Origin of the sequence: Sphingorhabdus sp. (assembly GCF_046292425.1) — a bacterium.
Taxonomy (GTDB): Bacteria; Pseudomonadota; Alphaproteobacteria; order Sphingomonadales; family Sphingomonadaceae; genus Sphingorhabdus_B.
The window spans coordinates 4,292-25,326 of record NZ_JBKBQV010000038.1 but is presented as its reverse complement, the minus strand read 5'-3'; the positions used below and the strand labels follow the sequence as shown (position 1 = coordinate 25,326).

Annotated in this window: 20 protein-coding genes and 1 tRNA gene; 15 read left to right on the top strand and 6 right to left on the bottom strand. The window is 53.7% G+C overall.

Going from position 1 to position 21,035, the window contains the following annotated elements; all coding sequences use genetic code 11:
• Positions 1 to 489: 489 nt before the first annotated feature.
• Positions 490 to 849, bottom strand: coding sequence for a PilZ domain-containing protein (locus ACK4S7_RS09015; RefSeq protein ID WP_409646108.1), 360 nt, complete (start codon positions 847 to 849; stop codon positions 490 to 492).
• 43 nt (positions 850 to 892) lie between these two features.
• Complete coding sequence (locus ACK4S7_RS09010; RefSeq protein WP_409646106.1) at positions 893 to 1,069, bottom strand: PspC domain-containing protein; 177 nt, start codon at positions 1,067 to 1,069, stop codon at positions 893 to 895.
• Between the two features lie 377 nt (positions 1,070 to 1,446).
• Between ACK4S7_RS09010 and recF the strand changes: the two genes are divergently transcribed.
• Positions 1,447 to 2,520: a DNA replication/repair protein RecF gene (gene recF, locus ACK4S7_RS09005; RefSeq protein ID WP_409646104.1), complete on the top strand. Its 1,074-nt coding sequence runs from the start codon at positions 1,447 to 1,449 to the stop codon at positions 2,518 to 2,520.
• On the opposite strand, the gene clpA is transcribed toward recF, so the two are convergent.
• Together clpA and ACK4S7_RS08995 are read right to left on the bottom strand one after the other, a co-directional pair.
• Positions 2,517 to 4,859, bottom strand: coding sequence for an ATP-dependent Clp protease ATP-binding subunit ClpA (clpA, locus tag ACK4S7_RS09000; protein WP_409646102.1), 2,343 nt, complete (start codon positions 4,857 to 4,859; stop codon positions 2,517 to 2,519). The two genes, recF and clpA, sit on opposite strands and share 4 nt — an antisense overlap.
• 129 nt (positions 4,860 to 4,988) lie before the next feature.
• Positions 4,989 to 5,204, bottom strand: coding sequence for a DUF1192 domain-containing protein (locus ACK4S7_RS08995; protein WP_409646100.1), 216 nt, complete (start codon positions 5,202 to 5,204; stop codon positions 4,989 to 4,991).
• Between the two features lie 84 nt (positions 5,205 to 5,288).
• On the opposite strand from ACK4S7_RS08995, the gene ACK4S7_RS08990 reads away from it, so the two are divergent.
• Positions 5,289 to 6,266 (top strand): NAD(P)H-quinone oxidoreductase, encoded by a 978-nt coding sequence (locus ACK4S7_RS08990; RefSeq protein WP_409646099.1) that lies wholly within the window; start codon positions 5,289 to 5,291, stop codon positions 6,264 to 6,266.
• Here ACK4S7_RS08990 and ACK4S7_RS08985 read toward each other — a convergent pair.
• Entirely contained in the window at positions 6,263 to 7,366 is a 1,104-nt protein-coding gene (locus ACK4S7_RS08985) for an alpha/beta fold hydrolase (RefSeq protein WP_409646097.1), read from the bottom strand. The genes ACK4S7_RS08990 and ACK4S7_RS08985 overlap by 4 nt on opposite strands.
• Positions 7,367 to 7,417: 51 nt before the next feature.
• Here ACK4S7_RS08985 and ACK4S7_RS08980 point away from each other — a divergent pair, with 51 nt between their 5' ends.
• The 12 genes from ACK4S7_RS08980 to ACK4S7_RS08925 all read left to right on the top strand — a co-directional run bounded on the left by ACK4S7_RS08980 (position 7,418) and on the right by ACK4S7_RS08925 (position 19,186).
• Positions 7,418 to 8,119 (top strand): DUF1013 domain-containing protein, encoded by a 702-nt coding sequence (locus ACK4S7_RS08980; protein WP_409646095.1) that lies wholly within the window; start codon positions 7,418 to 7,420, stop codon positions 8,117 to 8,119.
• A gap of 49 nt (positions 8,120 to 8,168) precedes the next feature.
• Positions 8,169 to 9,269, top strand: a complete 1,101-nt coding sequence (locus ACK4S7_RS08975) for an MBL fold metallo-hydrolase (RefSeq protein WP_409646094.1) — start codon at positions 8,169 to 8,171, stop codon at positions 9,267 to 9,269.
• A 7-nt stretch (positions 9,270 to 9,276) separates the two neighbouring features.
• Positions 9,277 to 10,959, top strand: a complete 1,683-nt coding sequence (locus tag ACK4S7_RS08970) for an AMP-binding protein (protein WP_409646092.1) — start codon at positions 9,277 to 9,279, stop codon at positions 10,957 to 10,959.
• A 13-nt stretch (positions 10,960 to 10,972) separates the two neighbouring features.
• Positions 10,973 to 12,079, top strand: coding sequence for a DNA polymerase IV (dinB, locus tag ACK4S7_RS08965; protein WP_409646091.1), 1,107 nt, complete (start codon positions 10,973 to 10,975; stop codon positions 12,077 to 12,079).
• 55 nt (positions 12,080 to 12,134) lie between these two features.
• Complete coding sequence (locus tag ACK4S7_RS08960) at positions 12,135 to 12,779, top strand: TetR/AcrR family transcriptional regulator (RefSeq protein WP_409646090.1); 645 nt, start codon at positions 12,135 to 12,137, stop codon at positions 12,777 to 12,779.
• Positions 12,780 to 12,833: 54 nt separating this feature from the next.
• Positions 12,834 to 12,908, top strand: a tRNA-Val gene (locus ACK4S7_RS08955).
• Positions 12,909 to 13,114: 206 nt separating this feature from the next.
• Complete coding sequence (locus tag ACK4S7_RS08950) at positions 13,115 to 14,056, top strand: NAD(P)H-dependent flavin oxidoreductase (protein WP_409646088.1); 942 nt, start codon at positions 13,115 to 13,117, stop codon at positions 14,054 to 14,056.
• Positions 14,057 to 14,064: 8 nt separating this feature from the next.
• Entirely contained in the window at positions 14,065 to 14,454 is a 390-nt protein-coding gene (locus tag ACK4S7_RS08945) for a ribose-phosphate pyrophosphokinase (RefSeq protein WP_409646086.1), read from the top strand.
• A 2-nt stretch (positions 14,455 to 14,456) separates the two neighbouring features.
• Positions 14,457 to 15,785: a phosphotransferase gene (locus tag ACK4S7_RS08940; RefSeq protein WP_409646084.1), complete on the top strand. Its 1,329-nt coding sequence runs from the start codon at positions 14,457 to 14,459 to the stop codon at positions 15,783 to 15,785.
• The gene (locus tag ACK4S7_RS08935) at positions 15,785 to 17,050 is read left to right on the top strand and encodes an acyl-CoA dehydrogenase family protein (RefSeq protein WP_409646110.1); all 1,266 of its coding nucleotides are present in this window, start codon (positions 15,785 to 15,787) and stop codon (positions 17,048 to 17,050) included. The genes ACK4S7_RS08940 and ACK4S7_RS08935 overlap by 1 nt, the downstream gene beginning before the upstream one ends.
• 23 nt (positions 17,051 to 17,073) lie before the next feature.
• Entirely contained in the window at positions 17,074 to 17,877 is an 804-nt protein-coding gene (locus ACK4S7_RS08930; RefSeq protein ID WP_409646082.1) for a TIGR03084 family metal-binding protein, read from the top strand.
• 4 nt (positions 17,878 to 17,881) lie between these two features.
• Positions 17,882 to 19,186 (top strand): amidohydrolase family protein, encoded by a 1,305-nt coding sequence (locus ACK4S7_RS08925; protein ID WP_409646081.1) that lies wholly within the window; start codon positions 17,882 to 17,884, stop codon positions 19,184 to 19,186.
• On the opposite strand, the gene ACK4S7_RS08920 is transcribed toward ACK4S7_RS08925, so the two are convergent.
• Positions 19,173 to 20,261, bottom strand: a complete 1,089-nt coding sequence (locus tag ACK4S7_RS08920; protein ID WP_409646079.1) for a DUF2855 family protein — start codon at positions 20,259 to 20,261, stop codon at positions 19,173 to 19,175. The genes ACK4S7_RS08925 and ACK4S7_RS08920 overlap by 14 nt on opposite strands.
• A gap of 127 nt (positions 20,262 to 20,388) precedes the next feature.
• Here ACK4S7_RS08920 and ribB point away from each other — a divergent pair.
• Positions 20,389 to 21,035: 3,4-dihydroxy-2-butanone-4-phosphate synthase (gene ribB, locus ACK4S7_RS08915; RefSeq protein ID WP_409646077.1), on the top strand; the 647-nt coding region annotated here is incomplete at its 3' end.

Sequence of the window (21,035 nt, the reverse complement as noted above, 5' to 3'; positions counted from 1 at the left end):
CAATTATCGCGTTTCATAAACACAATGCAGATCTTAAGGCTGGTGATGTCGGGCTTATATGTTCATTTGGTGCCGGGTATTCAGCAGGCTCGGTATTTGTGCGCAAGATCGCCTGAGTGATCGCGTGGTTGCCGGGTATCTCTGCGCAATATGTTCAAATACTGATGGATATAGCGGGTTCAGAAACTCGCACCCGTAATTAGTACCCTTGTTCCAAGCCGTACGCGCAGGAAAGCTATTTAGTTTTGAATTACCAAATACAACTGGCTCCCTCCTTCTGTATAGTTGCCTATTTCGATCCCGAAGCCGGCTTGTGATAGGTCAACTACGTGGACCTTAATTCGTTGTCCGACCGGGAGCCGCAATTCGGCGAACATGTAAATTGTATGTTGAGCGGCTGTGCGGTCATTATCCGACCGCTTACATCCTGTGTCTCGAATATTTAAGACATGCGCTGTTATATTATTGTGAAACGTCAAACTTCCGGCATCATTCGTCGATACGGAATTTTTTCGTATGATGATTGGTATCCAACTGCGGGTAGCGCTCGAGTATGTGCTCAAAAATCGCTTCGTGCAGTCGCTGAACGAATTCGCATCCATACATATTGTCTGAATTCCAAGCTATCCTCGCTTTCAGCGGGTTATAGTGAGGTAAGGTTAGAAAAATGGTCCGGTCGGGCGAGATAAACGAGGCGCTACGCATTCGAAACCCCGCTTGCGACAGGTCAACCACTTCAACAATTTGTCTACCGCCACCATGTTCACGAATGCTGGCACCGATCGACACGCCGCCACGCACAAATGCACGATGATCGATATTGCGGCTCCCCAACTCGCCTTCCGCCATATTATTCCTGCCTTTGCAAGGGGTTATAGCGGTTATGGCGGAGTTAGTCGAGTATCATTGCGAGCAGTATATATATCAGTATTGGTGAGCCAAAGCCGACAACGGTGGCAACCGCGAATATCATTCGGATGATCATCGGGTCTATGCCTGTCCAGTTTGCAAGGCCAGCGCACACGCCGAGAATCTTCTTGTTGGTCTTATCAAGTGTCAAACGTTGCATTAAACTTCTCCTCCTTTGTAGTTCGAGCTGCGCTTACGCTATAATGTTGGACACCGGTGCTACTGCAGGCGCGACGCTGATCCCGATTGTGATGAATGCGCAGACGATAGCTGCAAAAGCCGATAAGACCTGAGTACGTGCATATTGTGTCATGATAATTTCCCTTTTTAAAACCGGGCTATTCCGGCGATGAAAGGTATATTGCACGGCGCGTGCCAAATATGAAAAATACATATATTTCAATATCTTGATTGAAAAATATTGGTTTTGTCGTCTTGCAATATTTTCATATGTTAGGAAATTTCACTAATGTTTGGTGAATGGATCTCTGCATAAGCTACTTGATAAAAGTCAGTCATCCTTTAGCAGATACGGACATGGCTTTGGCTCGTCTCAACTTGACCGATTTCCGAAATCATGCGGAGCTTGAAATTCGTCCTGAGGCACAATTTATTGCACTTCATGGATCCAATGGGGCTGGCAAAACCAATATTCTTGAGGCTGTCTCGCTTCTGGTCCCAGGTCGTGGTCTACGGCGTGCGGCCATGTCTGATATGCCGCGCACAGAGGGAAAGGGCGGTTTTACGATAGTCGCTGAGGTAGGCGGTAATGTTATTGGCACTGGTGTGAGCGCAGAGCAGCCCGAACGCCGCAAGGTGCGGGTAAACGAGAGCAATGCGACTATCAACAGCCTAGCTGACTGGCTGTCGGTGATTTGGCTAACGCCAGCTATGGATCGGCTGTTCGCCGACGGCGCTGCAGTACGACGCAGGTTTCTGGACCGTCTTGTGCTTGCTTTAGACCCTAGTCATGCCCCACTCAGCAACCGGTATGAAAAGGCAATGCAACAACGCAACCGACTACTATCGGGGACGATGCCTCCAGACCCGCTTTGGCTCGACGCTCTTGAGGCACAGATGGCAGAGAGCGGACGAGCGATACAGGCTGCACGTCACGCAGTGGTAGAGGCGCTCGCCGCCCAACTGCGCAATACGTCGTCCGGGCCGTTCGCTAAGCCACGGATTGCTCTGGTCGAAAAGCTTCCTACCTTGGACGGTGACTTTGCGGCAGAATGGCGGAAGGGGCGAAGACGCGACGCCGCAGCAGGCCGTACTTTAGTTGGCCCTCATCGGGCCGATTTGAATGTGATGCATAGCGCTTCAGGTCAAGTGGCTGCACAATGTTCGACGGGCGAACAAAAGGCATTATTGCTATCGCTGATTCTGGCTCACGCCGCAATTGTGTCGACGCAGCGCGATAGGTCACCGATATTGTTGTTAGACGAGGTAGCGGCCCACCTCGACCCGTCGCGACGTTCCTCGCTTTTTTCATTGTTGGAGGAAACAGGCGCTCAGGTCTGGATGACCGGGACCGAACCCCAGCTGTTCCGCGGGATCGGTTCCTCGGCTCAATTGCTTCCGGTTGGAGAGTTTAGCACCCCCGCCCCCTAATCGGCTTTGCTTGCTTTTTTGGCAGCAGCTTTTTTAGGAGGCCTCGGCTTTGAGGCCTTGGGAGGGGCGGGTGTCACTTCAAAGGCCGGTTGATCATCCTTCATGCGCACGGCCACTTCGCCGCCATGTACCAGGTTGCCGAATAGCAGTTCTTCGGCCAGCGGCTGCTTGATTTTCTCCTGAATCAATCGACCCATAGGGCGGGCACCATATAGCTTGTCATAGCCCCGCTCGGTGAGCCATGCACGGGCTTCGTCATCAAGCTTGATGTGTACGTTCTGGTCCGCAAGCTGCAACTCCAGTTGCAGGATGAACTTATCGACAACACGCGCAACGACTTCGGTCGGCAGATATCCGAACGGCACCGTTGCATCCAGACGGTTGCGGAACTCCGGCGCAAACATCTTTTTAACGGCTTCATCGCCAGCATCTTCCTTACTGATGTTATTGCCGAATCCGATGCCTTCTTTCGCCATGTCGCTGGCCCCGGCATTTGTTGTCATAATCAGGATAACGTTACGGAAGTCGACGGTCTTTCCGTGATGGTCGGTCAAACGGCCATTATCCATCACTTGCAGCAGGATGTTGAACAGATCCGGGTGCGCCTTCTCGATTTCGTCAAGCAACAATACGCTATGCGGGCTCTGATCGACGGCATCCGTTAAAAGTCCGCCTTGGTCAAAACCGACGTAGCCGGGAGGCGCCCCAATGAGGCGGCTCACGCTGTGACGTTCCATATATTCCGACATATCAAAACGCTTCAACGGAATGCCAAGGATGGAAGCCAATTGCCGTGCAACCTCGGTTTTACCGACGCCGGTTGGGCCGCTGAACAGATAGCTGCCTATTGGCTTCTCGGTGTCACGAAGACCAGCACGGCTAAGCTTGATCGCACTTGCCAGAACTTCAATTGCCTTGTCCTGCCCGAATACCACGCGCTTCAAGTCTCCTTCGAGCGTGCCAAGCGCAGTTTTATCGTCGGTCGAAACCTGTTTCGGCGGAATGCGTGCGATCGTGGCGATGACTGCCTCGATTTCGCGTGCTGTGATCAGCTTGCGGCGCTTTGACGGCGCAACAAGCATCTGCATGGCGCCCACTTCGTCAATGACGTCGATTGCCTTATCGGGCTGCTTCCGGTCATTGATGTAACGCGAAGAAAGCTCCACAGCAGCCTTAATGGCGTCGGGTGTGTATTTCACCTTGTGATGTTCTTCAAAGGCGCTGCGCAATCCGGCAAGTATCTTGATTGTATCTTCGACGCTTGGCTCGTTGACGTCGATCTTCTGGAACCGGCGTAACAATGCGCGGTCCTTCTCGAAATGGTTGCGGAATTCCTTGTATGTTGTCGATCCAATGCACCGGATCGTGCCGCCAGACAATGCAGGCTTTAGCAAATTGGACGCATCCATGGCCCCACCGCTGGTTGCGCCAGCGCCGATTACAGTATGAATTTCGTCAATGAATAAGATTGCATCAGGTAGTTTTTCAAGTTCTGAAACCACAGCCTTCAGGCGCTCTTCAAAATCGCCCCGATAACGCGTGCCCGCCAGAAGTGCGCCCATGTCGAGTGAATAAATGACAGCAGGCAGCAATACCTCAGGTACCTGCTTCTCGACGATGCGGCGGGCCAAGCCCTCTGCAATCGCCGTTTTGCCAACGCCTGGCTCACCGACATAAAGCGGGTTATTTTTTGAACGACGGCAAAGTATTTGCACCGTGCGATCTACTTCCGCAGCGCGTCCAATCAGCGGATCAATGCGTCCCTGTTTGGCCTTTTCGTTAAGATTGACGGTGAATTGATCCAGCGCACCTTCTTTCTTGTCTTTTTTAGCCTTAGCGTCCTCGGTGTCTTCGCTCTTTTGTTCGGCCCCGGTAACTGGACGCGGTTCCGCAAGCTTGCCGTCCTTCCCAATGCCGTGGCTGATATAAGATACAGCATCAAGCCGACTCATGTCCTGTTGCTGGAGGAAATATACAGCATAGCTTTCGCGTTCGGAGAACAAAGCAACAAGCACATTCGCGCCGGTTACGACATCCTTGCCAGAACTTTGCACATGCAGAATGGCGCGTTGAACAACACGCTGGAACCCGCTGGTCGGGGAAGGGTCAACCTTACCCTCGACGCGGAGGCTTTCCAGTTCTGTATCTAAATAGGTGATAATGATATCTGACAGTTCACCGAGGTCAACGCCGCAGGCCTGCATGACCTTGGCCGCATCCGCATCGTCGATAAGCGCAAGTAGGAGATGCTCCAACGTCGCATATTCATGCGCGCGATCGCCAGCATGCTTCAATGCGTTGTGAAGGGTAGCTTCCAACGACTCCGCAAAAGATGGCATAACTTCGTCTCCCTAAATGAGTCGCTGCGTATTCTTATGTCTATATCGGCTTGGCCTTCGGCGCTTTCAAGCGTGATGAGACAGATAACGGTTGGGGCCTTGTGTTTCTTAACATTGCTCCGCAATGCGTCACTTCTTGAATAGGGCGTCGGCGACGCCTCGGTGTTTGCTTGCAAACGCAATTTTGCCTTCGCAACGTGCAATTTCCGCCTTAAGCGCAGCAATGCGCGCTTCAAGCTCCGCCACGGACAGGGCGTCAATGTCTTGCTTGATAAGATTGGCCAATGGGTCGTCGCGGCGAAGAGGCAGATTGTCGTCGATATCCATAAGGTATAATTTACCCATGAGCGGTTGCTGTCAATATGAACCTTGCTTAAAGGCCGGTCATTCAAAAGGGATATGTCGCACATGGTGAAACTGCCGGAATTAATGACCGCAATCGAAATTTCATCGCCGGGCGGGCCTGAGGTGCTGGTGGCGAGCCACCGGCCCGTTCCCTCTCCCCGTGCGGGCGAGGTGCTGATCAAAGTTGCTTATGCTGGCGTAAACCGTCCGGACGTTATTCAACGTAAAGGGCTTTATCCTGCGCCTCCCGGCGCGAGTGATCTCCCCGGTCTTGAAGTATCCGGGACCGTTGTTGCAGTAGGCGAGGGTGTAGATCCGACTGTCTTGGGTTCGCGATATTGTGCGCTGGTATCTGGAGGCGGTTATGCCGAATATTGTCTCGCGCGGATGGATGTTTGCTTGCCGGTGCCAGCGGCTATGGACATGGCCCATGCGGCAGCTCTGCCCGAAACACTTTTTACCGTCTGGCACAACGTGTTCGAACGTGGCTATGCTTCGGCAGATGAGACCATCCTCATCCATGGCGGTACAAGCGGCATTGGCACCATGGCTATTAAGCTTTGCAAGCTGTTTGGCCTTCATGCGGTTGTTACCTGTGGTTCGGACGATAAATGCGCAGCGGCAAGAAAAATCGGCGCAGACCATGCTATCAACTATAAGAATTCGGACTTTGTCGAGGGCGTGAAGGCAGTCACAAAAGGGGAGGGCGTTCACCTTGTTCTCGACATGGTCGCTGGCGGCTATGTGTCACGAAATCTTCAATGTCTGCGCGAAGATGGACGACATGTGACCATTGCAGTGCAAGGCGGTATGACTGCTGAAATCAACATGGCCTATGTCATGTCGCGCAGATTGATGCTGACAGGCTCAACGCTGCGCCCTCGGACTGCAGAGTTCAAGGCATTGCTAGCGCAAGAGATCATGGCGACAGTCTGGCCAATGGTATGTGATGGTACGCTTCGCCCCGAAATGGATAAGATTTTTCCACTGGCTGAGGCGTCTGCAGCGCATGCCTATATGGAGTCAGGCGAGCATATTGGCAAAATCATGCTTGCGGTTTAAGCGGTGGGCACACGGCTATCTGGGAACGGATTGCCCACTGCCAAGCCATCCAACCATATTTTAAAATCACCCGCGCTCTTCTCTGGAATTTCCTCCATCGGAATGTGCCCCACATCGGGGTAAATGACCAGATTTGCCTGAGGAATGGCGTCGGCGAACCATCTGGCGGAACTTACGGGGATAAGATTGTCCTCCGCGCCCCACATGATCATCACCGGCACTTTAATCGTTGCCAGCCGCTCTTTTGTGCCAGGCTTCATACTGTTGGGATTAGCGAAACGTTGCATGGTTGCTTCGCGGTTGCCGGGGTAGCGGTTAAGCTCCCAATACCGATCGACCAGCTTGTCATCGATTTTCGACTGGACACGCATCGATGTTCTGACGCTTGATTCAAAAATGCTGCGTGGCGCGATGAAGCGGGCAGCCTCTTTTATCACTGGCATTCTCATTAGGCGAAAACCGAGCGGTGTTTCTCCGGACTTGGCATAAGGCTGCCCACTGGCGTCCACCAGCAGCAAGGCTTCGACTTTTTCGGGATACGCCAAGGCGTACATCCATGACACACCGCCGCCCATAGAGTTGCCGCCGATGACAGCCTTCTCTATGTTCAATTTCACCAGCAGGCGGTCGACAATGCCGACATAAGAGGCGTTGTCATAGACGCCTGCAGGGTTCTGTCCGGTCAGGCCATGACCCGGGAGGTCAAGCGAGATGACGCGATAGTCCTTGCCCAAAATGGCAACCCACTGCTCCCATGTGTGCAGCGAGGCGTTCGAACCGTGAATGAGGACGATCACCCGGCCGTCCGGCTTTCCTTCGTCGCGGTAATGCACGCGGAGCCCTGGTTCCAGTTTCGCATAGCGGGAGGTTCCGCTGCCATATTTCGCTTCCATCTGCGCAGCCTCCGTGTCCGGCGCATAGCCCCAGAAAAAGACGGTGGCCAGTGCGGCCAGCAGCAGGACAGCAAGCCATTTGATCAGTCGTTTCATTTCTTCCCCCAAAAGCATTTCAGGAATGCACGGGTGGTGGGTCGCGTTCAAGCCCCAACGCGCGCATTGCTGCTTGCCGATGGGGGAAACTTCGCCTAATACTGCTGCCAAGACATTCAGGCCGCTCCGTAAGGGGCGGCCCTTATTATTGGAGCAAATGAAATGGCCACCCCTTTGATGCCACATGCGACCGCCGCTTGGCTGGTCGACAACACGGGCTTGAGCTTCTCGCAAATCGCCGAATTTTGCGGTATTCACATTCTTGAAGTGCAGGCAATGGCCGATGACATGACCGGTTCAAAATACACTGGTCGTGACCCCGTGCACGCGGGCGAACTGGCGATGGAAGAAATAGAAAAGGGTCAGGCTGATGAGGATTATGTCCTCAAAATGTCGAAGGGTCCGGATCAGGTTCGCCGAACGAAGGGCCCGCGTTACACGCCAGTGTCAAAGCGTCAGGACAAGCCAGATGGCATCGCCTGGTTGTTGCGCAATCATCCCGAAATTTCCGATGGTGCGATCTGCAAGCTCATTGGCACGACGCGTAACACGATCGCCGCCATTCGTGAGCGTAGCCACTGGAACATCGCCGAAATTCAGGCGAAGGACCCGGTGACGCTTGGCCTAACTTCGCAGCGCGAACTGGATGCAATTGTCAACCGCGCCGCGAAAAAGGCCGGCATTGACAATACGGCCGCCAATGACGCGCGCCTCGGTACCGACCGCGACGCGTTGATCGAAGAGTTGCGCGCCGAACGTACCGAAGCTGCTCGGCGCGCCGAAGCGGCGTTGAACGGCGAAGAGGAAAATGCGGGTAAGGCAGAATTGACCGCCGACACATTGTTCAAAAAAACGGGCGAATAATCGCAAGGTCGTCATTGCCTTAATCGTTTGATTAAGGCACGGCGGGGGGATGGCTGTTATCACCCCCCCCTCGTATGACGCATCGCTTGCCGACCACGGATTTGAAGCCAAAGAGCTAAAGGGCCTTGTCTACCCTTTGGGTGAACACGCCCCGCAATATGGCGAGATCTATCCTCTTGCGCCCGACATCGGTTGGACGCGCATGCCTGTGCCGGGAAACCTCGCGCATATCAATCTATGGCTGCTGGATGAGGCGGATGGCGGTTACGCTATTGCCGATACTGGTCTATTCATGCCTGCGACCATTGACCAATGGAAAGCCATGTTTGCCGGCGCACTCGCGGACCGCACACTCAGGCGGATTTTCGTAACGCATTTTCACCCGGACCATGTCGGCTGTGCGGGTTGGCTTGCGAACAAATTCAAAGTGCCGTTATGGATGAATCGTACCGAATGGTTAATGGCCCGAATGCTGACTGGTGAGCAGTTGGAGCATCCTCCGGAAGAAGTGTTGAACAACCGGCGATTTGCGGGCTTTGACGAAGAACGTATCGGCAAGCTGCGTAAAGCTGGCTGGGGTGGATTTGCTCGCGCTGTTTCACGGTTGCCGATGGGACATGTGCGGATGGACGACGGTCAAGTTATTCGTGTCGGACGGCGTGACTGGACCGTTATGACAGGTGGTGGACATACGCCCGAACATGCGAGCCTAGTAGATTTCGACAACAACATGATTATTGCAGGTGACCAGATTTTGCCGCGGATTACTTCTAATGTGTCGGTGATGGACAGCGAGCCACAAGCGGATCCGCTGGGGGAATGGTTGGCATCAATCGCGAAATTCCGTCAGGCCCTGCCAGCAGACATGCTTGTTCTGCCAGCGCATGGTGAGCCGTTTACCGGCGTGCATTTCCGTTTGGACAAGCTTGCTTCCGGGCATCACGAACGGCTTGACAGGCTTGAGTCTGAATTGCGCATTTCGGAAATGCGCGCGGTCGACACATTTTCCCTGTTATTTGACCGGGAGATTGATGATAATGTGTACGGGTTGGCTGCGGGAGAGGCGCAGGCGCATTTGCGGCATCTGCATATGGCCGGGCGGATAAAATGTGAAATCCGCGATGGTGTTGGCTGGTATCACGCGGCATAATGCAGATATGACACAAAGTATTTGGAACAATAATTACCTGCATCCCGTGAAATGGGATCAGCAATTTCCTGCGTTAGCGCTCCATGACATGTTTTTTCAATCAGCCGAGCGCATGGGACGCCGCGCCATAGCCGATTTTATGGGTCGCAAATATAGCTATGCCGAAATGGCAGCGGCAGTCCGGCGAGTAGCTCGCGGATTGCAGGACAAAGGCATCGGTAAGGGCGATCATGTTGGCCTTTTCCTGCCAAACGTCCCGCATTATATCGCTGCATATTACGGCGCACTTGCAGCAGGAGCGACAGTAGTAAACTTTTCGCCGCTCTACACCGTAGACGAACTGGCCCATCAGGTGGCCGACAGCGGCACATCTATTTTGTTCACCGTGTCCGCGGCAGCCTTGCTGCCCACTGCTATTAAAGTGCTTGACAATAGCAGCTTGAAAGAACTCGTCGTTGGCAGCGTTGCTGAAGCCTTGCCGAAAGCGAAAGGCTGGGCGTATCGCGTTTTCAAACGGAGCGAGATTGCCCATATTCCTGCCGATAGTCGAATATCGACTTATGCCGACCTGCTTGCCAATGATGGCAATTATGTTGTGCAGACCTGTGTTCCTGAACAAGACATCGCGCAATTGCAATATACTGGTGGTACAACCGGGACACCAAAAGGCGCAATGCTAAGCCATCAGAATATTACGGTTAACGCGCGACAGATTAATATGCTAGATCCGCACAGCCGGGTGAATCAGCCAGATCAGCCAATGGACGACCGCATCCTTGGCGTCCTTCCGTTTTTCCACGTTTTTGCCAATGCGACTGTGCTTAACCGGACAGTGGCAAATGGCGGAGAAATCGTCATGCTCCCACGTTTTGAGGCCAAGGCAGCACTGGCCGCTATCACCCGTACCAAGGTGACATCGCTGCCGGGCGTTCCGACCATGTATCAGGCATTGCTTGACTGCTCAGATCTCGCAAAAACGGATTTTACGAGTTTGCGTGCCTGCATTTCGGGCGGCGCTCCGTTGGCAGATGTGCTGAAAAAAAGGTTTGAGGAGGTCACGGGCGCGGTAGTTATCGAAGGTTATGGCTTAACCGAGAGTTCGGGCGTCGTGTCGTGCAATCCCTATGAGGGCGTCAACAAAATTGGCAGCATCGGGCAACCCGTTCCCGGAACCGATGTGCGGCTTGTAGACAAGGAAGACCCGACTAAGCCTGCGCCAATTGGTGAACCCGGTGAGCTTACCTTTTCCGGTCCACAGGTTATGTGTGGATATTGGAACCGCCCAGATGCTGATGCCGAAGTGTTCCTTGGCAAATATCTGCGCACGGGTGACGTCGCAACGATTGATCAAGATGGCTTCATTCATATCGTGGACCGGCTGAAAGACATGATTGCTGTGGGCGGGTTTAAGGTATTCCCGAGTCAGGTTGAAGATATCCTGTACAAGCATCCCTCTGTAAAGGAGGCACTCGTCATAGGCGTCGCCGACGCATATCTTGGCGAAATTCCGCGCGCTTTTGTAACATTGCAGGATGGAGCTACGGAAGAAGGGGCGGCGCTTACTGCATGGCTCAACCCAAGACTTGGCAAGCACGAGCGGGTGCAAGGGGTAACCATTATGGATTCCCTGCCAAAAACCATGATCGGGAAGCTCGACCGAAAGGCGCTGCGGATGGCGCTGGGGTCGTAAACGAAGCGCTCTGATGGAAGTGGAAGCCGCTCTCATCCGCAAGATTATTCATGTCGACATGGACGCATTTTATGCCAGCGTAGAACAGCGTGATAACCCTGAATTGCGCGGTAAGCCGGTGGCCGTTGGCGGTTCGTCCAAGCGCGGTGTGGTGGCCGCAGCCAGCTATGAAGCGCGGGCCTTTGGGGTGCGTTCCGCAATGCCATCGGTCACTGCACAGCGGCAATGCCCCGATCTTGTTTTTGTAAAACCACGGTTTGAAGCTTACAAGGCGGTGTCGCGGCACATTAGGGAGATATTTTCTCGGTTCACAGACATTGTTCAGCCGCTTTCACTGGACGAAGCCTATCTGGACGTGACGCAAGACAAGCAAGGCATAGGCTCCGCGGTGAAGATTGCGAAGGCAATACGCACGGCCATTCGCGACGAGACGGGCCTGACCGCCAGCGCAGGGGTGAGTTACAACAAATTCATCGCAAAGTTGGCGAGCGACCAGAATAAGCCCGATGGATTGTGCGTCATCCTGCCCGAACAAGGACCAGAGTTTGTAGCCAGCCTGCCCGTGCGTCGTTTCCATGGCGTGGGACCGCGCACGGCGGAGAAGATGGCAAAGCTAGGTGTGAATACTGGTGCTGATCTGGCACAAAAGGACGAAGCGTGGCTGGCCCACCACTTTGGCAGTTGGGGAGGCTATCTTTTTCAAGCCGCGCGCGGAATTGACCTCCGCCCGGTAAATTCAAACGCCGTGCGCAAGTCCATCGGAGCGGAAAGCACTTATTTTAACGACAAGCGGAGCGAGGCAGAATTGCGCGATGCCCTTGACGTAATTGTCGACATTTTGTGGGACCGGATTGACCGACATTGCGGGCAGGGCAGGACATTGGTTCTTAAGGCGCGCTATTCCGACTTCCGAACGATTACGCGCTCGAGGACAGTGGGACATATATTGGCTGACCGCGCGGCAATCGCGCAACTTGGCCATAGGCTGCTTGACCAGATACAACCAGTCGAAATGGGCGTCAGGCTTCTCGGGCTCACGCTTTCAGGGTTAATCGATCAAACCACTTCGCCGGAATCCACTCCGCAGGGACATTTTACTTTTGACCACATTGAAGATTGAAGCATTCTGACATATATCATAAAACTGTTATATATGTGTAATACAGGATGGTTTCATGGCGCGCCCGCAGACTGACATCGAAGCCGCAAGAATCGCACTGCTTGAAGTGGTCGATGACCTTGTACGGGAACGTGGCGCTGTTGACATCTCAATGACTGATCTGGCCGCAGCTGCGGGCATGTCAGTCTCCAATTTATATCGCTTCTTTGACAATAAAGAAGCACTGCTTGAAGCGGTAGCTGAGCGTTTCTTTGCCGAAAAAGTCCGGATAATGGTCGAGGTTACTGAGTCCGAACTTCCTGTTCGGGACAAAATGTACCAGTATTTCGCGCGGCGCTATCTCGCAATGGTCGAACAATATGAGGCGGAGCCCGATTTGCTTAAAAGCTATCTTGAAATCGGTCAGTTATATTTTGAAGTTGTTCGAGGCTATGTCGACCTTGGTGACCATTATCTTTCGCTGATTGTTGCAGAAGCTATGGAGCAGGGATATTTCCCAGGTCTTTCCATCGACAACACGGTGTCCCTGATCAACCAGATGGTGCAATGTTACACCAATCCTGACGCGCTTTTCTATATTGGAACGGCAAAGCTGAAGGTTCATAAACTAGCGATAATTATCGACACGATATTTGAAGGCCTCGGCAAAGCGCCGCTCACGCAAACATCCATGCAGCCACATATCAAAATCGTTTCGTAATCCTTGCGAACTCTCCTATGCTCTGGCACATGCCGGCAACTGTCTAAGAGAGACGGGCGATTAGCTCAGTGGTAGAGCACACCCTTCACACGGGTGGGGCCACAAGTTCGAACCTTGTATCGCCCACCATTTTGGCCGAGTGAGCGAACGCGTCGAGAATGTTTGTCCTGAAAACCTCAGGCGATGCAAGTGATCATGCTGGGTTTCAACGCGACTTCGAAAACTTAGCCAATATTCGCTTTTACAAGTCCGATATGCTGATTTAAGCACGTGATTAAATCAACGCAGGCTTTCGGTTCGCTGAAGTCCGCACCAGCCGCATTGGACGCTAAAAAATGAACCGTATCAAGAATCGCATGACTGATCTTCTTGGTGTCGAATATCCGATCATTCAGGCGCCGATGGGCTGGATTGCGCGTGCGCAACTGGCGTCGTCCGTATCAAACGCAGGTGGCTTGGGTATCATTGAGACATCTTCAGGGCAATTGGACGAAGTGCGCGCAGAAATCATCAAAATGCGTGAACTGACCGAAAAACCCTTTGGTGTGAACATCGCTCAAGCCTTTGTACGTGATCCTGGTATTGTGGATTTCGTGGTTGATCAGGGCATAAAATTCGTCACCACCTCGGCAGGTGACCCTAATAAATATTGCGGACAGCTAAAGGCTGCTGGACTGACAGTGTTCCATGTTGTGCCGACACTGGCCGGCGCGTTGAAAGCCATTGATGCGGGTGTCGACGGCTTGGTCGTCGAAGGCGGCGAGGGCGGCGGCTTCAAAAATCCGAAGGATGTGGCTCTGATGGTCCTGCTACCGCTCATCCGCAGCAAGGTTGATGTGCCCATAGTTGCGGCGGGGGGCATAGTGTGCGGGCGTACCATGGCAGCCGCCTTCGCTCTGGGCGCAGAGGCGGTGCAGATGGGTACGCGAATGGTTAGTGCGGCAGAGTCGCCCGTTCATCAAAATTGGAAAGAAGCCATTATCACCGCGAAGGAAACTGATACATTGTTCCTCAACCGTCACGGTCCTGGGCCGGCATTGCGTGCGCTACGGACAGAACGGACCACAAAGCTCGACGTAGAGCCAACCGATAATATCATGGGCGAAATGCGCGGTGTGCTTGACCTGTATTTTGGCGGCGACATGGAGGCTGCCATTGCGCTGTCGGGCCAAGTTGCAGGACGCATTGATGCAGTGAAGCCAACCAAGCAAATCATCGACGAGGTGATCCACGAGTTTTATGAGGTCATAAGCGAATTACGTAACGACTATCTTTAGGAGCTGACTTGGACCCCGTCCTTGAAGAATTTTTAAGCGATCCAGCGGCAGACGTTTCCGCGCTGCACGATGTCGCACGGATCAAGGGAATATTGGAGCAATGCGGTCGCGAGGGCCGGGCGCTCAGCTATTCCGAATTGCTGTTAAATCTCGGCTTTCGCTTTACCCGACCGAAGATGCGGGCGGTGTGCAAGACGCTCGATAGGATCGACCAACTAACCGTTGAGGAAGGTGCACCGGCACTTGCCGTGTTGGTCGTTCGTGAAGGCGATGGCCTGCCTGGGCAAGGTTGGTGGACCGGACGGACGGATTATCAAGGCGAATGGACAGGGCCTCAGGCACAGGCCCATATTCGTAGCCTTCAAAATGCCGTGTTCGCATATTGGCAAGATCGCTGATTTTGAAAGATTTCGCTGCCTTGGTGTCAGCATTCGCATGGCGTGTTTTCGGCAACTCTGGCCAAGTTGAAAATCTCCAGCAGCTCACTGGCGGTGCCAATATGGAAAGCTGGTCGTTCGATTATGCAGGACGGGGCTATGTTTTGCGAAGATCCCCGTCCGCTGAAATGATGGCGGGACGGACATATGGTCATGACATTGAAGCAGCGGTTGTACGTGCGGCCTTTGCAGCTGGGGTGAAGGCTCCTGAAATAGTCGGAGAGATCGAAGCCGTTGACAATCTGGGTACTGGATATCTGATGCGCAGAGTGGAGGCTGAAGTTAATCCGACGATAATCCTCGCCAATCCCCCGCCGTCATTGCTTGACGATTTTGCGCGCGCGCTGGCGGCTGTCCACGCCGTACCAATTGGCGATTTGCCGATTTTGCCGGAGGCTGGAGCAGCGACGCTGCTGAGCGAACTGAAATCTCGGTTCCTGAGCTATGGCGGTGATCGTCCAGTCATGGCCCTTACGCTCAAATGGCTGGAAGACAATCTTCCAGCGGCCGTCGAACCGGTGCTACTTCACGGTGATTTCCGCATAGGAAATCTCATGGTGAATGCCGACGGCCTTGCTGCGGTGCTCGATTGGGAACTGGCGCATCTAGGCGATAGGCACCAAGACTTGGCCTTTGGATGCATTAACAGTTGGCGTTTCGGACACATAGACCGGCCAGCATTCGGCATTGGTCCGCTGGACATCTTCTTTGCGGCTTATTCGCGCGAAAGCGGCGTCACTATCGAACCCGACCGCTTCCGCTGGTGGTTAGTGTACGCGACGCTTTGGTGGGGTGTTTGTTGTCTGCAAATGGCCGACATTTGGCGCAGCGGGTTGGACCAAAGCCTTGAGCGCGCAGTGATCGGACGCCGCGCATCGGAGACTGAAGTCGATTTGCTTATGCTGCTTGAGGAAGCGGCACCGGTCGAGGAACTTGGTTTGGTCACATTAAAGACGCCTCAACTGTTCCCACGAAATGGCGAGCCATCAGTGTTGGAACTGCTTGAAGCACTTTCAGGCTGGATCCAGACGGATATTAGGCCTAACGCGCAAGGGCGCGATCGTTTTATGTCAGCAGTTGCCTTAAATGCTTTGGGCATGCTTCAACGAGAGGCGGGTGCACCAATCCATATTCAGGACAAGCTGCTGTCTGAGGAACTTCTCGCAGGCAACCAATCCCTCGCAACGCCAGGGTTGCTAGCAAAGTTAAAGGTGAAATCGCTGCAAAAATTGGCCGCTGACCAACCGAAATATTCTGCGCTCGCGGTCGCTCAACGGAAATGGACCCAATGATGCTTTTTGAAATCCCCAAGGATATCACGGACTATCTGGCGGAACTCGATGCGTTCATTGAACGTGAGATAAAACCCATCGAATCGCGCGATGACAACATCCGCTTTTTCGACCACCGCCGCGAACATGCCCGCACCGATTGGGAAAATGATGGCCACCCGCGCGCCGATTGGTGGGCACTTCTTGCGGAAATGCGTCAGGTCGCGGACAAGGCCGGTCATTACCGTTTTGCCATTCCGGCAGAATATGGCGGCAAGGATGGGTCCAACCTGGCGATGGCTGTTATCCGCCATCACCTGGCGCATAAGGGGTTAGGGCTGCACAATGACCTCCAGAATGAAAGCAGTATCGTGGGCAATCTGGTACAGGTATTGATGTTGCGGGATTTCGGAACGCCGCAGCAACAGGCCGCATTCATTCCCCCTATGCTAGAAGGTAGAATGGGCTGGAGCTTTGGCCTTACCGAAGAACATCATGGCTCCGACGCCACGCACATGGATACGCGCGCAGTCCCTGAATCGCGCGATGGCGTCACCGGTTATCGCATAAACGGCAACAAGATGTGGACGACAGGGCTACCGTATACCAGCCATGTGATGACTTTTGCCCGGACAAGTGGCGACAATGGTAAAGCGCGTGGCATAACGTGTTTCGTCGTACCAACCGACGCACCTGGGTTCGAAATTGGCGAATATATGTGGACGTTCAACATGCCCACCGATCACCCTAAAGTGAAATATACCGACGTCTGGGTGCCCGAAAGCGCCATATTGGGGGAACTCGATAACGGCCTCGCTGTGGCGCAGCATTTTGTGCATGAAAACCGTATCAGGCAGGCTGCAAGTTCACTTGGCGCAGCACAATACTGCATCGACGAAGCTGTAAAATATGCCCGTGAACGCAAGCCCTTTGGCAAACCGCTTGCGGTCAATCAGGCGATCCAATTTCCATTGGTCGAACTGCAGACTGATGCAGAAATGCTGCGGCTATTAATTTACAAAACGGCCGCTGAAATGGACAGTATGACCAAGCCAGAAGTCGCACTGCGACTGTCCGACAAGGTCAGCATGTGCAACTATAAAGCCAACCGACTTGTCTGCAACGCCGCTGATTTTGCCATGCAGGTACATGGCGGTCTCGGCTATTCGCGGCACAAGCCGTTCGAACATATCTACAGGCACCATCGGCGTTACCGGATCACGGAGGGTGCCGAAGAGATCCAGATGCGCAAGGTTGCCGGGCATCTCTTCGGGTTTATGGGCTAAGATGCTTTGGGACGGATTAAATAATGCAGCAGGCTACTGACTTTTTAGACGAATGCGCAGCCTTACATGCGCTAATAACGCCGCTTTCAGAAACAGATTTTGAAATGCCAACACAGTTTAAGGGTTGGACCATCAACGATATTATCCGGCATTTACACGTCTGGAATATCGCCGTGGATTTATCACTGAATGACGAAGCCGCCTTTGGGGCTTTTGTTACCACGATGATGGCAGGCGTTCGCGGTGGACAGTTGACGTCTTTCGAGGCTAGCTATCTGGGTGACCTCTCCGGCCATGCACTAGTGAGTGCCTGGATGGAGCGCGCAGAGGCAACGGCCGCCTCATTTGCCGTATCCGATCCAAAGCTTCGGCTAAAATGGGTTGGCCCCGATATGAGTGCCTTGAGTTCCATCACCGCGCGTTTGATGGAAACATGGGCGCATGCACAGGCCATCTACGACGTTCTTGGCGTAGAGCGGCGCGACACCGATCGGATCGGCAATATCGTCCGTCTGGGCGTTAACACTTGGGGCTTTACTTGGAAGAACCGTCGTATGGAACCACCAGGCCAAATGCCGCAATTGCGCCTTGTGGCGCCCTCTGGCGCAAGTTGGGAATATGGAGAGCCATCGGCTAGCGGCATGATTTCGGGCAGCGCCACGGACTTTTGCCAGGTCGTGACCCAATGCCGAAACGTTTCGGACACATTGCTTGAAGTCACAGGCGAAGTCTCGCATCAATGGATGGCGGTTGCACAATGCTTCGCAGGGCCACCACAGGACCCGCCGTTAAAAGGCACACGATACTGCGCTGACAGGGGAGTTTAATAGCATGAAGAACATTGTCTTAGTCTCATTTGGCGCAATATTGCTGGCCGGCTTGCCACTCGCCGCGCAGCCCGCCGAACAGGTTATTGTAATCCACGCAGGCAAGTTGCTCGATAAGCCCGGAAGCACGCCGCGTGGGCCAACCACTGTCATTATCCGCAATGGCAAAATTTCCGAACTTCTGCCAGGACACCAGCTTGGACCAGCCAACGCACAGTTGATCGACTTGAAGGACAAGTTTGTCCTCCCAGGTCTAATAGACAGTCATGTGCACCTCGACAGCGACGCTGGCGGTAATGCGGCGCTGATTGAAGCCATTACCGACAGCCCGGCGCGTGCTGCCTATCGCGCCGCTGGCAATGCGAAAAAGACTTTGATGGCCGGGTTCACCACCGTGCGTAATCTGGGCGACGCCACGGGCGCGACCTTGGCATTGCGTGATGCGATTGCAGCGGGTGAACTTCCAGGCCCGCGGATCATTGATGCAGGCCGCTCTATTTCCACCACAAGCGGGCATATGGATGCAACGCTCTCTGTGTCCGAAGATCTGCACGGCAGCATTGGTCAGGAAAATCTGTGCGATGGCGTTGAAAGTTGCCGCCAAGCAATACGCAAACAAATCCGACGCGGTGTGGACGTCATCAAGATCGCAACGACGGGAGGCGTAAATAGCCGAATTGGATCTGGCTTGGGGCGGCAAATATTCGATGACGAGGTCAAGGCGTTGGTCGACACCGCGCATCTTTATGGCAAGAAAGTCGCTGTACATGCCCATGGCGATGATGGCGTCAATGCGGCGTTAGCGGCGGGTGCAGATTCGATTGAGCATGGTACGATGTTGACCGACGAGAGCATTAAGCTCTTTAAAGTCGCAGGAGCATATTATGTGCCGACTTTGTCGACGGTGAACGGCTACCTTGAGCGTCTTGCAGCAAACCCGAATGCTTATCCTCCCGATGTTTTGGCCAAAGTACAATGGCGCATTGGCGTTACGGGCAAGAGCCTAGCCAAAGCCTATCCAGCGGGCGTAAAAATTGCGTTCGGGACAGATGCAGGCGTTTCAAAGCATGGCAGAAATGCTGATGAATTTGAATTGATGGTCAAACATGGCATGCCTGCCAGCGCCGCAATTCAGGCAGCCACAATGAATGCCGCGACCTTATTGGGCGTCGAAAAAGAGGTCGGCTCGCTCGAGCCCGGCAAAGCTGCGGACCTGATCGCAGTGGCGGGTGACCCGACGGTGGACATCACAACGTTAAAATCCGTACGCTTCGTTATGAAAGACGGGCACGTCGTTAAAGGCGAATGATAATACCCTTTTTGGGGTCTGTTTGGCCCTGAAGTGTTTCGACGAAGGCCGTCGCTGCCGCCTCTAACCCGGCATGGGTTTCGATATCTATTACGCCCTCGACAGCAGTGAGAAAGCTCTTCCAACTTCGACCGACGGCTTCGCCGAAACCTTTTGGCCCTAATTCCTGAATCGTCGCGACTGCATGATCGGGGGCGAAAAAAAGGATAGGCTTTGGTCCGGGCATTTCGCCACCACTTGCGCCAGCACTGTTAGGTCCGCGCGCGTCGACATGGGTGGCTCCGACCAAGCAGCTGTATTTTAACTGGCCCTCAAGCGTTTCATGCACGCTCCGGAGAAGGCCAGAGTTACCGGCAAAATCGACGCAAACCGAAGCGTTTTGAGGCAAGGTGCCTACTTCATCATAGGCCATAACCTCATCATACAGGCCAGTGCCCTTTACGAAGTCCACATTGCCTTTGGACGTTAATCCAATGCGCTCGATTTCACACGACAGGTCTTTCGCCACGCTGGCAAGCCCCATCGCCGTTTTAGAAGACGCGCTAGTGATGATGAGGTTCTGTGCGCCGAACCAGCCTTCACGGCGAAACATCGCTTCAATAAGAAAGCCCGTTTTGAACAATGGCCCAAACAACATCCGCTCAGCTTCTTTGGCGGGGTCATGTTCCGGGTCAGCAGCAAGGCGGCTATATTGGTTGTAAATCGGGCTCATGGGTTGCCTATGGGCAGACATATCGGTGAACCCGCCTGCGCTCATTTTGCCAGGAACGACATCCAGGTGAGTTCCCATGGGTAGATAGCCATATACGCGCTCGCCGATCGATATGTCCGGATGTCGAGAATCATCGACCACAGCATGGCCCCACATGGGTACGACTCCAAAATCGCCTTGTGCGGGGAAGAAGTTCCAATAACCAAACATGTCGCCGATCACGGCGTAAGTTATGTTGTTCGCAGTGACGGAGAAGCTTTCAATCCGCAATCGTACAGTTCCTTCACTGAGCGACGACATAATCACCTCATGGGTATATGTTTGCGTAAGATGCTGTTTATTTATCCAGATTACCGATGCCATTTTTGTTCTCCATTATAGGGCTTAACCGTCTGCCGTCGCGGTTTCAATGCCGGAGATTGTCTTCGTCTGCGGCCCGAATGTGATTAGGGTCTTTGACATTCACATTAGAGTGTGAAAAAGGCGAATCATGAGCACTCAATTAATCACCAAACTCCGCAGCCTCGTTAATGAAGGCGGATTGTCCCGTTCCGGCCTCGCGCGCGCTGCCGGGCTTCACGCCAACACGCTACGCGACCTGGATGAACCGGGCTGGAACCCGACCGCCGAGACGTTGCGCAAGCTGGAAAGCTACTTGTTTGCTAACGATGACACACCGACGCTCGTGCCGATTGAGGAAATCATTGAAGAGGCACGCAATGGGCGCATGTATATCCTTGTCGACGATGAAGACCGCGAGAATGAGGGTGACCTGATCATTCCAGCGCAGATGGCAACGCCAGATGCGATCAATTTCATGGCGACACATGGTCGAGGCCTCATCTGCCTTTCAATGACCAAGGCGCGTTGCGAGCAACTTGGCCTGACACCAATGGCACGCGAGAACCGCGAAAGTATGCAGACAGCCTTCACGGTGTCCATAGAAGCCCGTGAGGGCGTCACAACTGGCATCAGTGCCGCGGATAGGGCGCGCACTATTTCCGTCGCTGTAGACGCCTCTATGGGGCCTGACGACATAGTTTCGCCGGGACATGTCTTCCCGCTCACCGCTCGCGATGGCGGCGTTCTCGTGCGCGCTGGCCATACCGAGGCCGCCGTCGATATTAGCCGGCTTGC

What these genes read in the sequence shown, in the direction of transcription:
- ACK4S7_RS08925 (WP_409646081.1), top strand. Translation starts at nt 17,882, where the DNA reads ATGAAGAACATTGTCTTAGTCTCATTTGGCGCAATATTGCTGGCCGGC.
- dinB (WP_409646091.1), top strand. Translation starts at nt 10,973, where the DNA reads ATGGAAGTGGAAGCCGCTCTCATCCGCAAGATTATTCATGTCGACATG.
- clpA (WP_409646102.1), bottom strand. Translation starts at nt 4,859, where the DNA reads ATGCCATCTTTTGCGGAGTCGTTGGAAGCTACCCTTCACAACGCATTG.
- ACK4S7_RS08920 (WP_409646079.1), bottom strand. Translation starts at nt 20,261, where the DNA reads ATGGCATCGGTAATCTGGATAAATAAACAGCATCTTACGCAAACATAT.
- ACK4S7_RS08935 (WP_409646110.1), top strand. Translation starts at nt 15,785, where the DNA reads ATGCTTTTTGAAATCCCCAAGGATATCACGGACTATCTGGCGGAACTC.
- ACK4S7_RS08930 (WP_409646082.1), top strand. Translation starts at nt 17,074, where the DNA reads ATGCAGCAGGCTACTGACTTTTTAGACGAATGCGCAGCCTTACATGCG.
- ACK4S7_RS08980 (WP_409646095.1), top strand. Translation starts at nt 7,418, where the DNA reads ATGGCCACCCCTTTGATGCCACATGCGACCGCCGCTTGGCTGGTCGAC.
- ACK4S7_RS08990 (WP_409646099.1), top strand. Translation starts at nt 5,289, where the DNA reads ATGACCGCAATCGAAATTTCATCGCCGGGCGGGCCTGAGGTGCTGGTG.
- recF (WP_409646104.1), top strand. Translation starts at nt 1,447, where the DNA reads ATGGCTTTGGCTCGTCTCAACTTGACCGATTTCCGAAATCATGCGGAG.
- ACK4S7_RS08970 (WP_409646092.1), top strand. Translation starts at nt 9,277, where the DNA reads ATGACACAAAGTATTTGGAACAATAATTACCTGCATCCCGTGAAATGG.
- ACK4S7_RS08975 (WP_409646094.1), top strand. Translation starts at nt 8,169, where the DNA reads ATGGCTGTTATCACCCCCCCCTCGTATGACGCATCGCTTGCCGACCAC.
- ACK4S7_RS08960 (WP_409646090.1), top strand. Translation starts at nt 12,135, where the DNA reads ATGGCGCGCCCGCAGACTGACATCGAAGCCGCAAGAATCGCACTGCTT.
- ACK4S7_RS09015 (WP_409646108.1), bottom strand. Translation starts at nt 849, where the DNA reads ATGGCGGAAGGCGAGTTGGGGAGCCGCAATATCGATCATCGTGCATTT.
- ACK4S7_RS09010 (WP_409646106.1), bottom strand. Translation starts at nt 1,069, where the DNA reads ATGCAACGTTTGACACTTGATAAGACCAACAAGAAGATTCTCGGCGTG.
- ACK4S7_RS08950 (WP_409646088.1), top strand. Translation starts at nt 13,115, where the DNA reads ATGAACCGTATCAAGAATCGCATGACTGATCTTCTTGGTGTCGAATAT.
- ACK4S7_RS08995 (WP_409646100.1), bottom strand. Translation starts at nt 5,204, where the DNA reads ATGGGTAAATTATACCTTATGGATATCGACGACAATCTGCCTCTTCGC.